The sequence below is a fragment of the Paenibacillus puerhi genome (assembly GCF_009846885.1).
Classification (GTDB): Bacteria; Bacillota; Bacilli; order Paenibacillales; family NBRC-103111; genus Paenibacillus_G; species Paenibacillus_G puerhi.
This window is the reverse complement of the sequence record NZ_WUWM01000008.1, coordinates 97,070-113,230: the sequence shown is the minus strand read 5'-3', so window position 1 is coordinate 113,230 and position 16,161 is coordinate 97,070. Positions and strand designations below refer to the sequence as shown.

The following is a 16,161-nucleotide window of genomic DNA, read 5'->3' as shown; positions in this document are numbered from 1 at the left end:
AAACCGAATTGCTTCGGTTTTTAGTGTACCACATTTTCTTTCTCGGGGATAAATATTTCAAATACATCACGGTGCTGCAGGATCGTGATATCCTTGTCCTTCACTTTCATCACGACAACCTCAGGACGCTGCTTCATGCGGGTCAAATAATTTTCAGGTACACTGCCGGATTCGGATACGACAACGCCCTCCACTTGCATTTCTTCGTTTTCCTGAAGAGGAGTTTGGAGGATTTTCTCGTATATATCCGAGAACACCTCAAAATCATTTGTATAGACCGATATGCATTTCATCTCATCCTATCCTTTCTTCACTCGAATCCTTAGGGTTTGATCCAGACTTTTCGTTCTTTGGTATAGTTTTCCTTTTAGAGCCGGTTTTCATACGTTGTTTACCTTCTCGGCATAAGTCGATCAGCGGACATATCTCACACTTCGGCGATTGGGCTTTACAATGGTAGCGGCCAAAAAATATAAGTCGATGATGCGTGTCCGTCCATTCCTCCACAGGAACGCGCTTCATCAGCTTCTTCTCAACCTCCAGCACCGAATCGTCGGCATCGGCAAGCCCAAGGCGCTTCGATACTCTTTCCACATGAGTATCTACGGCGATTGCGGGAACGCCAAAAGCATTGGACATGACAACATTCGCCGTTTTGCGACCGACTCCGGGCAGCTCGACAAGCTTGGCATGCTCTCGGGGCACTTCGCCTCCGAACTTGTCCAACAAAAGCGCGCACAGGGCCTGAATGTTCTTCGCTTTGTTACGAAATAGCCCGATGCGGCGTATATCCTGCTCCAGTTCTTCAAGCGGAACGGCCAAATAATCCTCCGGCTGTCTGTACTTCTGAAACAAGCCCGCCGTTACTTTGTTGACCGTCTCGTCCGTACATTGGGCCGACAGCAGCACGGCAATCGTCAGCTCAAACGGATTGGAATGATTCAGCTCGCAGTGAGCGTCGGGAAACATGTCCGCGATGGTGTCCAATATTCTTCGAACCTTTGCTCGGCTCACATGCAACCTTCCTCTCATTCGCGCTTATGTTCTTTAGTTTACCGAATCAGAGAGTCTGAATCAATGAAATATGTCTTCAATTTGCGAATTTTTTCTGAAAAACTCGCAAAACGCCAAAAACCGTCCTAGCCGTGCCAAACTGCGCACTACTAAGACGGTTATGATGGAAAAAAAGTTTCAATTATGATGGAAATTAGGGCTGTTCAATCTCATATATTTTGTCGTCGATGACGTACAGGGTCACTTCGTTGTTCTCCACCAGACTGGAAGCATTAATGACCGCTGCTCCCTTATGCACATATGCTCTGCCGAACAAAGCATACCGATCCTTGCTGTTCGTACCCGAAGGCTTCAGCAGCAGATGGCCGAGAATCGTATCGTATGAAGCAACGGTTCTTTTGTGGGCAGCCGCTTGATGAATGATCGATTTTTCGGTCGCGTCCTTGATGATTTCGACTCGGTCCCCGACTTTCAGGTCGGTGAGGGAAGCGGACAACGTGCCGTCCGTTTTCTTAACGGTAAAGTTTTGACCGAGCGGCAGCACATGCACGCCTCCTTGGAAATCCTGCACGGTGATAGTGCCGAGAGCCGCATCCACGGTATTGATCTTCCCGCGAACCGTATTCACGATGGAGATCAAGTCCATTTTATTACCGGTAAAGCTCGCCTTTACGTATTCATCGACCATCAGATCCTCGAATGCCGGAGTCGCTTTAAGCGGATTGTAGATCTTGTCCAAGCTGTCTATCGCGAACGTAAAGGTGGCCGTGCCGTTCTCTTCCTTGACCGTTACCTGCTTGGTCGATGGCGTGACCACCAGCACTTTGAATACACCGGATTTCTTCACGGCGAACGAGCTGAACATATCCTGCGTAAAGATCAGGTTCGCCTGTACCGAATCCCCTACTTTGAGGTCAGCCAGCGTTCCATTCGCTTTATTTTGCAGTTCCACTGCGGCGGCCGGCGCTTTCAGCGTCAAGCTTTTCCCACCGGTGGTGCGAAGCGTCACTTCGCTCAGCGTAGTGTTGATTTGAGAAACGATGCCGTCAAGCGACTGAGTCATTTCGATCGAAACGATCCGGTCCTTGGACACCTTCATATTGACCTTTTTATTACGTTCCGTGTTCGTAGTCCCTGGCTGGGTACCAAGGAAGCTGGATTGGAAATTCGTGACCGGTATAGTCGTGCCTGCATATTTGATCAAGGTAGAATCCGTAATCTGGAATGCGCCGAAGCCTCCGTTATCCTTGGCAATCGTCAGTACCTTCGAGGTCGACTCGAAGTTGACTATGCTTGCGAATTCGTAGTTCTCGACCTCACGGTTGTTCACCGTAACCTTCACGACCTTGTCGTTCAGCAGATCGAGCGTTACGTCATCGCCCTTTTCCAGGTCGAACAGACTCGCCATAGACATGCCGCCAATCGAAACAAGCGCATTGTCATTCACGTAATAGGATGACAACGAGCTGCCGCCGCTCGGCGATATGGTCAGGATGCGAGAGTCTTTGCTAATCTCGGTAGTCAGGGTGCCCTGAACGGTTGTCACTACATCCGCCTGCTTCTTCACGGTGATCGCGGCAAGCTTGTTCGCCTTGATCTCATAGCTGACTGCATCCCCGACATGCAGCCTGCTCAGATCGGATACCGCGCCATCCTGAAGCTTCACAGCGACGGCCTCCGCCGTGGAGTAAGACTCGCTTTGACCGCTAGACGCTTCGAGAAAGCTGATTTGATGCTGCGTCTGATCTATGCTGAGGATGGTACCGTCCGCCGTTTTGCTGAGCGGGGTTTGCTTCACGACAATATGGGTAATCTTCGTTTCCTTCAGAAGCGTGTTGCGTTTCAGCTGTACGATACTGCCCAGCGGGATGGAGCCGATGCTCTGGCCGCGTCCTTCATTATCCGTAACCGAAACATTCGTCGCTATTTCAACAAGCTTTCTAGCGCCGCCGACTTGTACGGATACACGCATATCATCGAGGAACACATCGTTCAGCGTCCCTTCGGTGACCTCCATCTTCTCCTCGGCATTCGTCAGCTCGATATAAAGCGCATTATTCAGATTTTGAATCAGATACACTTCATTGGTGAGCTTGATCTGACTGAGCGGGATCCGGCTGTCATCCTTGGCATCGTAAATGACCGTATCGGCCGAAAGATTGTATGTACTTGTATCGCCCTTGGCATTCAGCACACTGATCTTCTTGTCGGTCAGCTCCATCACATAACCGATATCCACCCGGCTTGAGCGGGTCGTCAATTCCTTATCCGCCCGGCTTAAGAATGCCGCCATTTGAGCGCGGGTCACTTTGCCCGACGGTCTGAACGTATCATCCTCAAAACCCTGCACGATCCCCAGCATAACCGCTGCGTTCACATAGCCTCTGGCCCATACAGAGAACTTATCGGCGTCCGTAAAGCTTGACGCCGAAGCCGCTTGCTGCGAGGCCAGCGAATTTTTACCGATAGCGCGGATGACCAGCTTGGCTACCCACTCGCGGGTGGCGTCGCGCGATCCCCATACGCTTTTAGTCGAGGTGTTTTCTACTTCCTCAGCAGCCGTGATTAGCCCTCTGTCGAACGCATAGGCCACATAAGGCTTGGCGTAATCGCTGACAAGAACAGGCAGAACCGTTTCCGCTTTATTCGCCAGCGCTTCCGTCTCCAATCCCATCATGCGGATCGCCATCACGATTACATCCTGCTGGGATACCGTGTTGTCGGGCCGGAACTCGTTCTTTTCATACCCTTGAATAATGCCGAGCGACGCCAGCTTGGTGACGTGCTTGATGGACCAGTGCGCGCCATCCACGTCCGAGAAGCGAAGTACAAGGCTTCCGGAAGATGCGTTTGAACTAGGTGCGGGGTCCGCCGCGAAGGCAGACCCACTGAATGCAAGTGTTAGCGCCAGCACGGCGGCAGTCAGCTTGCGAATATTTCTCTGATTCTTTCTCTTCATGAATTCGCGTACTCCTCTCGGTCTCTTCAGATGTCTCGAAAAGCAGTTTAGCGTTTGAAAGGATGCTGCAGCTCCATATGGCCCATCAGACTTTCGACTTGTTTGCCTTCGAGCAGAATCTCTAGGGTTTTGACCTCGTCGAACTGAAAGGCTGTTTTCTGAAGGGCTGTAAGCAGCATTACCTCGCCGCCCGATCCAAGTCTGGCTTCGTCGGGCATTACGAGATCCAGCGTGAGCTGACCGTCTTTCAACTGGGCGCTCTTGAAGGTCAAATGTTTGGCCAAGGACACCGTCGCATCGTCTGGTGTCTTTTTCAGTACATTAAAAGCCGCCAAATATTTGTCCTTCTCTTCGCCGAATTCGATCGTCGCTTCCTTCTCCAGCAGCTTCTCCAAATTGGCGTCTGCATAGTAAACCTTGACGCTTTGGGATTGTTTCGCCGGCTGCGGGGCAACCGGAGCTTGTCCGCCCGATCCGCTGCCGTTCGAGCTGCCCGGATCTGCGGTCTTGGCTGGCTCAGGCGCCGGACTTAGCGGCTCTGCCGGCTTCTGCCCGCAGCCCGACGCGATAAGCGCGAAGACCGCGGCTGCCATGAACATCTTGTGCCATTGGGTTTGCATCAGAAACACTCCTTATTCCAGATTAAGCTGCGTCTTGATGCCTGCTACGATGGATGCGGCTACCTGGTCTTGAAAAGCTTCTTGAAACAACAGACTTTCTTCCGCCCGATTGCTCATGAAACCAATTTCCAGCAACACCGAAGGCATCGTGGTGTTGCGAATGACATGAAACGCGCTTTTCTTCACCTTGCGGTCGATAAACCCGGTGCCTTTAAGCAGTGCCGCATGCATCGTGTTCGCGAAATCAGCGCTTTGCTCCGTATAGTAATACGTTTCGGTACCTCGAATCGATTCTTTATCGGCAGAATTGGCATGAATGGACACGAACAAATCGGCATCCGCATTGTTGGCCAGCGCTACGCGCTCCGGAAGCTCCAGGAACGTATCGTCAGACCGGGTCATCACAACTTGAATTTTTTTCTCTTTCTCCAGCAGCGCGGCCACCTTCTTGCCTAGGGCAAGAACGAATGTTTTCTCATAGCGTCCGGTCAGCTTGGAGACGGCGCCGCTATCCTTGGCTCCGTGACCCGGGTCGATATAGACCAGGTACTGCGATCTCGGGGGTGCGATCCGCAAGGAAAATTGCCCGGGCTTCTCTCCCGGAACGAGCATAAACTGAGCTTTTTGCGCCAAGTCTATTACTATTCTAACGATAGAATCCTCTTTTGAAAATAGCGAGTATCTAATATTGGCAATTTTGTCACTGGAAAGTCCCAGCGAGCCTTCAGTAAGAGCGCCGATCTTCTCGGTCAGCGGCGTGTCCAGCTCAATGCCCGGAATATCAATTACGATCCGATCCGGGTTGCTCAGACGGAACACCTTGGGCTCTAAGGGCTCCGTTCGCGAGGTCTGGATCAGGATCTCATCCTTCAGCAAGGTGACAGCATATAAGGAATTGTTCAACGGCGGCAGTTTCGGCGTGGATTCTACCGATTCACCGGCTTTGGCGGGGGCGTTTCCGTTTGCCCCGGCTCCGCCGCCCACTGGCAGGACATTCGCCTGATCCTTATCCTTGTCTTTGGAGGAGCTGGAGGCCTGCAGGCTTTCGGACGGCTTGCCTGTCTGCCCGGCTGCCTTGTCCGGTTTTGTTGAAGGTTTGTCATTCTTCTGCTCACCGGCCGCGGCCTCAGGCTTGCCGTTATCGACAGCCAGTTCCTTCCCATCCGTCTTGCCCCCGTCCCGATCAGTCAGGCCGGTTCCGTCCTGCTCCTTCGCGGGTTCCTTGTCACCGGCAGCCACACCTTCCGCGGCAGCCTCTTCCTTATCCTTGTTCTGATACATAAACACCGACCGAGTGAGGCCGTCCCACTCCACCTTCGTATTCAATTGTTCAACCACAAAGCGCAGCGGCAGCATCGTATTTCCGTCCATAATAACCGGAGCCGCTTCCAACGTGAAAGGCTTTTCATTAACAGTAGCGGACGTTTTGTCGATAAACAATTGAATGCGGGTCGAACCTTGTTCGACCGTTACTTTGCGCTGCTTCGGTTCCCAGGAGACTTTGGAGCCGACCGCCTCGGCAATGATGCGCACCGGAACAATCGTATTGCCATTCACTATCTGGGGAGCGACTTCTGGCACTAACTGCTTACCGTTCATAAACAACTGGATCGACGACGTTTCGGCAAAGGCGACCGGAATCAACAACAGCGACAGTAATAAACATGTGAACCAAGCCGTTATAAACCTCATCTTACACCTCGAAACTCAAAAATTTGACAAAATCTATCACTCTATTAGACTATTGTACACCTAAAAAGTTGCAGAGTTTGCGATATTTTTTGAGTTTCGCCACAATTAACGAGCAAAAAGGGCAATCCCGTCGGATTGCCCTCTCTTAGTGCCAATATTACGCGATCTGCGGCTGCTCCAATCTGACGAGCAGCTCGCGGAACTGCTCTCCCGATAGAACCTCCTCAGCGATCAGAATATCCAAGGATTGCTCGAACACTCGGCGATGACGCTCCAGCAAACTGCGGGTCGCGTTCGTCACTTCCTCCAGAATCGCCGTATTTTCCTTCATGAGTTCCTGCTTCGTTACCATATTTCTATCGATAATACCGAGGCGCGTCAGCCCGGAATCCATCATCGTCCGAACCATCTGCAGCGCCTGCTCGAAGTCGTTGCGGGACCCTGTACTTCTCCCGCCATAGAACATTTCCTCAGCGACGGAGCCGCCGAGCGCTATCATGATCTGCTCTTCAATTTGCTGCTTCGTGTACAAATATTGATCGGCCTGGGGATTGTGACGGACGAATCCGAGCGCTTTCCCCCGCGGGCTAAGCGACACCTGGGAGACGGAGCCTGGCCGTACGCGCTCCGCTACGATCGCGTGGCCAAGCTCATGAAGCGCAACCCGTTCCCGCTCTTCCTTGGTGGACTCGCGGTCCGTCTTCTCGCCGAGCATGACCTTATCTACGGCAAGCGAAAGATGCAGCTGGCCGATCACGCTAGCTTCTTCGCGCATCGCATAGATCGCCGCTTCATTCATCACGCTCTCAAGCTGGGCACCGGAGAACTGGAACGTTTCCTTCGCGATAGCATCCAGATCGATCTCCTCCGACAGCGGCCGACCTTTGGCATGAATATTCAGAATGTGCAAACGTGCCTTTTTGTCGGGAAGATCGACATCGATATGGCGATCGAACCGTCCGGGACGAAGCAGCGCGCTGTCGAGCATCTCCTTACGGTTCGTGGCAGCCATAATAAGCACGCGAGGGCTTTCGCTCGTGTGGATGCCATCCATCTCAGTCAGCAGCTGGTTCAAGGTTTGGTCATACTCCCGATGCTGGCCTCCGTCCCGCTTTCCGCCTATAACATCGATCTCATCGATAAAGATGATCGCACTGTCCTTTTTTTCCTTGACTGCACGCGCTTTGGCCTCTTTGAACAAATCGCGGATGCGGCTCGCCCCGACGCCTACGTACATCTCGACGAACTCACTGCCGGAAGCCGCCATGAATACCGAGTTGGTGTAGTGAGCCGCGGCTTTAGCCATCAGCGTTTTCCCTGTTCCCGGAGGTCCGGTTAACAGAATTCCCTTCAGAGGCCGGATTCCCAGCCGCTTGATATCCTCGTATCGGATCAGGAAGTCGAGAGCTTCCTTAAGCTCGCGCTTCGCTCGATCCTGCCCGCCGATATCCTCGAACGTCATAAAGGACGGCGCTTTGGCCTTGGCTCTCCGGTCGGAGCTGGCGCTCATCCCGTTGCGGGCACGGTTCATAAAGAAAAAAGCACCCAAAATAGCCGCCATAAATACGACCGGAATAATGTTTACTCCCAGAAAATATAGAAACACTACGACGACTGGCGCCGCTCCGAGCAGAATCTCTTTCCCATACTTACTCATTGGGCCACACTCCCATCTTTACAGGCGTTCTAGGAAGCATAACGTACTTGTTGGCCTGTCCATCCGTAAGCGTGATATAGACGAACTTGTCGTCCATCTCCGAGCTTGCGCGAATTCCCGAGCTTTGATCCGCAGCCGCTCTGGCTTGAAGCGTCGCAGGAATCTGGGCGTACTGTTTCGTGTCCATCGCCTGGGCGACCTCGAACAACGCCAGCGACCACCACTCATCGAGCTTGGCGGAAGGCTCTTCCTTGACCTTGAGCTGAAGCTCGCGGCTGCCAATCACTTGACGTCCCTCGTTAAGAATTTGTTGATACACCTCGCGCAGGCTTTTCCCTGCGTCAAGCTTGATTTGAATGTCCACCGCTGTGGAAGTCAAATGAGTAGAAACATGCTCGACACCTTCTATTTGCGAAACGGTCTTTTGAAGCGGACTCTCCATCGCATAGCTTTGATACGCAAAATATCCGCCGAACAAGAGCGCCGTTGTAATGACTAAGCTAAGCAAAACCGGTAGAAAACGAATTTTCATATCAATAACTTCACCTCTCCTTAAAAAGTTAATCAAAAACAACCTCAACCAAAATCAGTATATCAACTAATCTGTATAGAAAGTATATCACAGATTCTATACGAAATGATAATGAAATGTGTGGCAGCTTTGCGAAAAACGTAAAAAAAACCGGTTCGCGCTTATTCAGCGTGAACCGGAATGATTCAAATGCTTATTTCTTGGTTACTGAATCGAGAGCCGCCATGTGTCGATCCAGGTTCCGTCCGAGAATTGATAGTAATCGTAGAAATGTTGCTCGCGCTTTTGACCTTCCGGCGTATATTTGTAAAAGATCTCCCATACCGGCTTGTCATTTTGAATCCCAGGCGTAACCCGCATGATCTCGGCCCCGGCGTGCTTCGCCTTCACCTGTTCAGCCATTGCCTCACCGGCTACTCCGTTGGCCGCAAGCTCCGAGCGCAGCTCCCCTTCGCCGCCTACCCATACATAGAGAGGCTGTCCCAGCTTGTCTACTCCCGAGATGACCGTGTAGGTTTTGTCTCCCACGAAGCGCTCCACCCAAGTCGTCTCGGTCAGAGCCGTCTTCTCGTAGGCGAGAGCCACGGCTGCCCGCTGGGAGTTCCATTCCTCCCGGGATACGGAGTGATACATCCAGTTCAAGGCTGCGGCGATCAGGATCAGCGCTGCCGCGGCGACGATCGTCCATTTCCATTTTTTCCGCACGGCAGTCATTCCTCTCCCGTTCCTAGGCTCCGGTTAGCCGCTCGAAGCTCCGCTGTGCCTCGTAAATTATGCGTTCTTCATCCAATGTTAGGCACTCGCCTGCGCGGACAATCCACTGACCGTTTACGCATACATCCGTCACGTCCCGCGAGCTGCCGGAGTAGACGACATGCGAGAGCAGATTTGTACGCGGATAATAATGCGGCTGATCGATATCCAGAGCGATAAAGTCCGCCTTCATGCCGGGAGCGAGCGAGCCCACATCTTCCAGCCAGATCGAGCGGGCCCCATCCAAGGTCCCCAGACGAAGCGCATCCTCTGCAGCGACCGCGACCGGATCTCCGCTCACTCCTTTATGTATGAGCGCTGCGAGGCGGATTTCCTCCAGCATATCCAGATTGTTGTTGCTGGCTGCTCCGTCTGTTCCCAGGGAAACGAGCACCCCTGCCTTCAACAGCTCGGGAACTCGTGCGATACCGCTGGCCAGCTTCAGATTGCTGCCCGGGTTGTGCGATACGCGCACATCGTATTTGCTTAATATGCCGATTTCCTCATCGTTCAGATGAACGCCGTGAGCGACCAGAGTCGGTCTCTGGAACACGCCAAGCTTCTCCAGATGCTGAACGGGTCTCAATCCGTATTGATCTAGGTTGTCTTGGACCTCGCGAGCCGTTTCCGACATGTGAATATGGATAGGCAGGTTCAGCTCATGCGCAGCCTGTACGATTCTTTCGATATAATCCGGAGGACATGTATAAGGACCGTGTGGCGAGAGCATCGTCGTGATCCTGCCGTCGGCCTTGCCATGCCAGTCCTTGGCGAACTTGACCGCTTCCGCCAGCTTGGCGTCCTGAACGTCTCGCGGACACAGGCCGATAACGCCCCGGGTCAAGCATCCGCGAATGCCGCTTTCCTCGACCGCTTGCGCCACTTCATTCATATGATCATACATATCGACGAAGGTTGTGGTTCCGCCCTTTACCATCTCCAGGATGGAAAGACGGGTGCCGGCCGCTACATCGGCCGCTGTAAATTTGGCCTCCATCGGCCACATTTTCTCCTGAAGCCATACTTGCAGAGCCATATCATCGCCATAGCCGCGCAGAAGCGACATAGCCGCATGCCCGTGCGTATTGACGAAGCCAGGCAGAAACAGCTTGCCTTGTCCGTCCATGGTTTCGTCGAATCCTTCGTCTCCAGAAGGACTTCCTTCCTTTATACGGACGATTTTATCTCCTTCGATGACCATATGGCCTTGAATAAAAGGACGGCTTGCGTCCATGGTAATAAATATACCGTTAGCGATGAGCGTTTTTTTCACAGAAATCGTCCCTTCCATTGGCTTGCCACTCCAACTTCCAATGTACCGTTTCACCGTCTATAAATCAAGCCATGGCCTTAAAGCCGCCCGTCATGCCCTGCGGATTCTCAGCCTTCCGTTTGGATAAACTGAGATTGGCTCAAACTATCATTGCAATGGGGTGTTCGATTATGTTATTTTTAATTTTGTGTGAATTTGCTCCATTATTCTACATATTTCTACGTATTAATGTTAATTTTTTGTAAACTAAAGAGAAACCTAGGAGGCGAAAGCCATGCTGTTCACCAAAAAGAATGATACTGATTTTCTGCTGCTTCTCATTAAAGCATCGGAAAACACTCTGCAAGCGGCGCAAACGTTCCGCACGGCCATGATGGGAACCGAGCCGCCCGCTACGTATTCCGCCCAGCTTCGGGACCTCGAGCATGCCGGAGATCAAATCACACACCAAATTTTTAAAGGCCTTAACAAAGTCTTCATAACTCCAATCGACCGTGAAGACATCATGGAGCTTGCATCCAAAGTGGATGACGTGCTTGACGGAATCGAGGCCACCATCGCCCGCTTCGACTATATGAACATCACCTTCACGGATAAATATATGAAAGAATTCTCTGCCGTGCTTGTAGCGAGCTGTCAGCACATCCTGGATGCGATGAAGCTGCTGTCCAAGAAAAAGTACATGCAGCTTACCGAGCATACCGTTCAGATCAACAGCCTGGAGAACGAGGCCGACCGGTTGATGCGCGAAGGAATCCGCGAAATTTTCACCAATCCTACAGAGCCTTACCATGACTTTAAACTAAAGGAATTGTACGAACGTCTGGAGCAAACGACGGATGCCTGTGAGGACGTTGCCAACATTCTGGAAAGCGTTGTGCTGCGTTATTCGTAAGCCCATTTCCTTTGCCGCTTGCAGCTTACGAGATCCGCACGGAGACTTTAGGAGGAAATCATGTTAATCACCTTAATCATAGTCGTTGCTTTAGCGCTCATTTTTGATTTCATTAACGGGTTTCACGATACGGCGAATGCCATCGCCACATCCATCTCAACCAAGGCCTTGTCTCCGCGGTTTGCCATCATGTACGCCGCGATTCTGAACTTTGTAGGCGCACTGTATTCCTCGGAGGTAGCCAAGACGGTCGGCGGCAGCGTTGCGAACCCGGCCACCATCGAGAACGGGATTTATATCGTAATCGCCGCACTGATTGCCGCTATTTTTTGGAATCTGCTAACCTGGTATTACGGGATCCCGTCTTCTTCATCGCACACGTTGATCGGTTCGCTTGCCGGAGCCGTTATCGCTGGCGCAGGAGTAGGCGCGCTGAACTGGTCGGGCTTCAGAGAAATTATTATGATTCTGATCTTGTCCCCGATCGTCGCTTTCGCCTCCGGCTTCGTGATCATGTGGATTCTCAAGAGAATCATCCTGGCCTCAGGGAACCAATCCCGAACCAAAATGAACCGCACCTTCCGTTCGTTCCAGGTTTTATCAGCCGGTCTGCTCTCCTTCTCCCACGGCGGCAACGATGCGCAGAAAGCAATGGGCATAATCGTATTCGCATTAGTTACGTTGAATGTTCAGGATACGCTGGACGTTCCGCTCTGGGTTAAGCTATCCGCAGCTACGGCCATGGGTCTGGGCACCTCCATCGGCGGCTGGAAGATCATTAAGACGATGAGCCGCAAGCTGCTGAAGATCGAGCCGATCAACGGCTTTGCGTCGGACTTGAACTCCTCCATCATCATTCAGGTGTCGACGCATATGGGAATGCCGCTGTCGACAACACAGGTTATTTCCTCGTCCATCATCGGTACCGGCTCTGTCCTGCGCTTTCATGATGTGAAATGGGCGACGGTCACCCGCATGGTCATGACCTGGTTTATCACGATCCCGATCAGTATGGTGATCGCCTTCATTATTTACAAAATCATATCTCTCTTCGTCATCTAAGCTACTTTGTGAACGGCCGTCCTTAGGACGGTTTTTTTGTATGCTCTGCTTCATAAGACAAGCGGTGTCAAAAGCAATGGCCACACAGCGACGACTCTGTCCTGTCTGGAGCCAACCTCATAAAGGCCCGCGCCTTCCGGCACGGACCTGATGCTTTCTCGTTCCAAATAACGTCGTTAATCCAGATAATACGCCAAGCTTTGCAGCTCGGTAGTAAAATCAGCGTGATGAACGCGGACTTCGCCGGGCACTTTAATAATGACTGGCGCGAAATTCAGAATGGCCTCCACCCCGGCTTCGACAAACTGATTGGCAACTTGCTGGGCTTCTACCGCCGGAACCGTAATGATCCCGATCCTGACATGCAGAGAGCGGATGACCGCGGCCAGATCCTCCATCGGCTTCACTTTCAGGTTATTGATCGACTCGCCGATCTTGGACGCCTGAGCATCAAAGATCGCGACGATTTTCATATTATCCTTCAGATAGGCATTGTAGTTGCACAAGGCACGCCCCAGGTTTCCCGCTCCGACAAGCGCAACGGGAATCACTTTATCCAGCTTAAGAATATGTCTGATCTTCTCGATCAAATAATCGACATCATAACCGATCCCTTTCTTGCCGAACTCGCCAAAATAGGCCAGGTCCTTGCGGATTTGGGCAGGGTTTAGATCCAGCTTTTGGCCCAAATCCTGCGAAGAGACGGTGGAAATATTTTTTTTGCTCAGCTCGTTAAGGAAACGCAAGTAAATGGGCAGACGACGTACGACCGCCTCGGATATTTTTATTGTCTTCATGTTCGTTTTTCCTCCATCCACTGCTTGATACGCGGTACCAACTGACTCGCATTCATATGCTCGATCTTCGGACCCGGCAGCGAATATAGGAAGTACTTGCCATAGTTCGTGTCGATGACCCGGGTATCGTATATAAGGACGATCCCCTTATCCGAAGCGGTTCGTACAAGCCGGCCGAATCCTTGCTTGAACCGGATGACCGCCTGCGGTACAGAAAGCTTCATGAACGGATTCATATTCTTCTGCTTCAACTTCTCGATCTTCGCTTCCACGATCGGATGGGTCGGAGGCTGGAAGGGCAGGCGTATGATGGCCAGAGCCGTCAGCGCATCCCCAGGGATATCGACGCCTTCCCAGAAGCTGCTCGTCCCAAGCAGCACGCAAGCCGGGCTGCTCTGGAACATCCGGGTCAGCTTGCTCCGGTTGCCGCTATCAACCCCTTGACCTAAGACATGAACCCCGAAAGGGCTGAGCATCTCTTTAAGGCCCGCATGCACCGACCTCAGCATCCGGTTCGACGTGAAGAGCACCAGCATGCGCCCTTTGGTCTCCAGCGCTACCTCGGCGAGCGAAGGTATCAGCGCATCCACAAATTCTTGCTCCCCTCCAGCACCGCTCCTGAGCGTTGGAAAGTCACGGGGAATGACCACAAGCGCTTGCTCGCGATAATTAAACGGCGAGGGCAGCTGCACGGTTCTCAGCTGTCCCGTCGGCTCGGATTCACGAAGGCCGAGCTGCTCGCAAGTATAGTCAAACGACTTGCCGACCGACAAAGTCGCCGACGTCAAGATCACGCTGTCCTTCGGCTCGAAGAAATGGTGGCGAAGCATCGAGCTGACATCGACCGGTACCGCATTCAGCTGCAGGGAGCGGTTCTTGCCGTACTGGGCTCCCTCCAGCCAGTACACATAGTTGTCATCAGGCATCGTCATGAAAAAGTGCAGGTCCTCTTTATGTCGGTGCAGCTCCTTCACGGTTCCCGTCAGATCCGTGACCTGGCTCTGGACTTCAAACTCATCCTGGGTTTCCTTCAGATCGGAGAGCAGCTTATCCAGGTGCTTCAACGCCTCTCCCGCATGGAGCTGCAGATTTTCCTCCAGGACATCCAGCTTATCCCAGCCGCGTGGCAGCTGATCCTTCTTCAGACGCAAGACGAGCGAGCTGCCTTCACCCTGCGACGCATCGGCGCTGCGTGCAGATAACAGCTGAAACAAAAGCTCGTTCAGCTGATCCCATTCTTCCTTCAGCTCCACTAGGTTTTCAACTGCTCGGTCGATCGCGGCATTCCAGCCGGCCACTCGGGGGTCTTCCTCGGCTTTAGACAGCTTAAAGCGCAGGCTCGACAATTGTCCCGACCTGCTGTCCTTATAGAGCCACTGAAGCGTGTTCAACAATGTATGGTAATGCAGCTCCATTCCGAGATGCTTGCTTGCCACTTCCTCGAAATGATGGGCTTCGTCGATGACCAGATGCTTATAAGCGGGCAGCAGCCTGTTCTCCGCCTTCATATCCGTAAACAGCAGCGAATGGTTCGTGATGACGACATCCGCCGTGTTCGCCTGATGACGGGCACGGTGATAGAAGCATTTTTTAAACCACGGACACGCCCGGTTCAGGCAGGAATCCGTATCGCTCTCTACAGACTGCCAGAATTGCTTGCCTTTGTTGGCCATGTAAAGCTCTTCCTGATCCCCATGCTTCGTTTCGCCCAGCCAAACCAGCATCTGTCCCGCCGTCACCCGGTCTTCTTTACCCGGCTCGAAATCCTGGGTTACGATCTTATGCTCGAATTTGCGCAGGCATAAATAATGTCTCCGCCCCTTCAGCACAGACGCTTGAAACCCTACGGGAAATAAATCGTGCAGCAAAGGCACATCCCGCTCGCGCAGCTGCTCTTGCAGGTTGATGGTGTGGGTGCTGACGACGACCTTCTTATCATGCTTCATGCCGTAATAAAGCGATGGTATCAGATAAGCGAGTGATTTCCCCGTGCCCGTACCCGCTTCCACCATCAAATGCCGCCCGGACTCAAACGCGCTCTCAACCTCGCTGAGCATCGTCACCTGGGCCTCTCGTTCCTCATAAGCCTCGAACCGTTCCTTCAGAACCTCGCGGAGCTGGCCGTAAAACTCATCGAAGGTAGCAGCCATGGCGCGGACCTCCTGCTCGTCCCGCAAAGGCTCCTCATCTCCCCAATCCCGTACGTTCAAGGCGAATTGGCGGAAATACCGGTCCGCATCAGGATCAAGCGGCTGATGATGCTCACGATAGGTGAGCGCTTCGTGGATCAGCCAGCCCAGATCGCTCGTCGAATCCTTGAATAGCATATCCAGCCGCTGAAGGGTCAATAGCGGAAGCGCCTGCAAACGTTCCAGGCAGCCAAGCCAGATAAGCGCCGTCACCTCGGCATCGCTATCAGCCTGATGCGGGCGCTCATGCTCGATGCCGAAGGCATCGCAGACCATCGATAATTGCAAGCTTGACATGCCGGGGTACAGGATGCGAAGCAAGTCGATGGTATCGAGCGTCCGTCCGTCGAAGGCAAAGTATCCATTCTCATCCAGCGCCCTTTGCAGAAAGGCCAGATCGAAGCTGATATTATGACCCACAAGCGCGGCATCCTGAAGCAGCGGGACCATATCGGCCATTACCGAATCAAGGCCGGGGGCGTCCTTCACCATAGAATCATCGATGCCGGTAAGCGCTGTAATCGGTTCTGGAATACGAATGCCGGGATTAACGAGGGACGAATATCGGCCCGTAATTTGCATGTCTTCTATGATGATAAGTCCGACCTGAATAATTCGGTCTGTCGCCGAAATGCCGGTCGTCTCAAAGTCCAATACCGCAAATTTCATCGGTGTTCAGTTCAATCCCTTCGCAAGCCTATCTTCTTTCTAGCATACC

General features: G+C 52.5%; 13 protein-coding genes. 2 read left to right on the top strand and 11 right to left on the bottom strand.

The annotated features are described in order from the left end of the window. Positions 1–20: 20 nt before the first annotated feature. From GSF01_RS09190 to GSF01_RS09150, 9 genes are all read right to left on the bottom strand, one after another. Complete coding sequence (locus tag GSF01_RS09190; RefSeq protein ID WP_159883109.1) at positions 21–293, bottom strand: NAD/NADP transhydrogenase alpha subunit; 273 nt, start codon at positions 291–293, stop codon at positions 21–23. Between the two features lies 1 nt (position 294). After that, positions 295–969, bottom strand: coding sequence for an endonuclease III (gene nth / locus GSF01_RS09185; RefSeq protein WP_407945756.1), 675 nt, complete (start codon positions 967–969; stop codon positions 295–297). A gap of 238 nt (positions 970–1,207) precedes the next feature. Beyond that, positions 1,208–3,973 (bottom strand): S-layer homology domain-containing protein, encoded by a 2,766-nt coding sequence (locus tag GSF01_RS09180; protein WP_159883105.1) that lies wholly within the window; start codon positions 3,971–3,973, stop codon positions 1,208–1,210. Positions 3,974–4,020: 47 nt separating this feature from the next. After that, a complete protein-coding gene (locus GSF01_RS09175; RefSeq protein ID WP_159883103.1) occupies positions 4,021–4,593 on the bottom strand; it encodes a GerMN domain-containing protein in 573 nt (190 codons plus the stop codon). Between the two features lie 12 nt (positions 4,594–4,605). After that, entirely contained in the window at positions 4,606–6,285 is a 1,680-nt protein-coding gene (locus tag GSF01_RS09170; RefSeq protein ID WP_159883101.1) for an N-acetylmuramoyl-L-alanine amidase family protein, read from the bottom strand. A gap of 157 nt (positions 6,286–6,442) precedes the next feature. Next, positions 6,443–7,795 (bottom strand): AAA family ATPase, encoded by a 1,353-nt coding sequence (locus tag GSF01_RS09165; RefSeq protein WP_407945755.1) that lies wholly within the window; start codon positions 7,793–7,795, stop codon positions 6,443–6,445. Positions 7,796–7,934: 139 nt separating this feature from the next. Beyond that, positions 7,935–8,474: a hypothetical protein gene (locus tag GSF01_RS09160; RefSeq protein WP_159883097.1), complete on the bottom strand. Its 540-nt coding sequence runs from the start codon at positions 8,472–8,474 to the stop codon at positions 7,935–7,937. A 204-nt stretch (positions 8,475–8,678) separates the two neighbouring features. After that, the gene (locus GSF01_RS09155) at positions 8,679–9,188 is read right to left on the bottom strand and encodes a cell wall elongation regulator TseB-like domain-containing protein (RefSeq protein ID WP_235941369.1); all 510 of its coding nucleotides are present in this window, start codon (positions 9,186–9,188) and stop codon (positions 8,679–8,681) included. A gap of 13 nt (positions 9,189–9,201) precedes the next feature. After that, on the bottom strand, positions 9,202–10,518 hold the full coding sequence (locus tag GSF01_RS09150) for an amidohydrolase (protein ID WP_407945754.1): 1,317 nt from the start codon (positions 10,516–10,518) through the stop codon (positions 9,202–9,204). 256 nt (positions 10,519–10,774) lie between these two features. On the opposite strand from GSF01_RS09150, the gene GSF01_RS09145 reads away from it, so the two are divergent. Together GSF01_RS09145 and GSF01_RS09140 are read left to right on the top strand one after the other, a co-directional pair. After that, a complete protein-coding gene (locus GSF01_RS09145) occupies positions 10,775–11,395 on the top strand; it encodes a DUF47 domain-containing protein (protein WP_159883093.1) in 621 nt (206 codons plus the stop codon). 60 nt (positions 11,396–11,455) lie between these two features. Further along, positions 11,456–12,457, top strand: coding sequence for an inorganic phosphate transporter (locus GSF01_RS09140; RefSeq protein ID WP_159883091.1), 1,002 nt, complete (start codon positions 11,456–11,458; stop codon positions 12,455–12,457). Positions 12,458–12,633: 176 nt separating this feature from the next. On the opposite strand, the gene GSF01_RS09135 is transcribed toward GSF01_RS09140, so the two are convergent. Next, on the bottom strand, positions 12,634–13,254 hold the full coding sequence (locus GSF01_RS09135) for a redox-sensing transcriptional repressor Rex (protein WP_159883073.1): 621 nt from the start codon (positions 13,252–13,254) through the stop codon (positions 12,634–12,636). Continuing rightward, complete coding sequence (gene dinG / locus GSF01_RS09130; RefSeq protein WP_159883071.1) at positions 13,251–16,112, bottom strand: ATP-dependent DNA helicase DinG; 2,862 nt, start codon at positions 16,110–16,112, stop codon at positions 13,251–13,253. The genes GSF01_RS09135 and dinG overlap by 4 nt, the downstream gene beginning before the upstream one ends. Positions 16,113–16,161 lie beyond the last annotated feature (49 nt).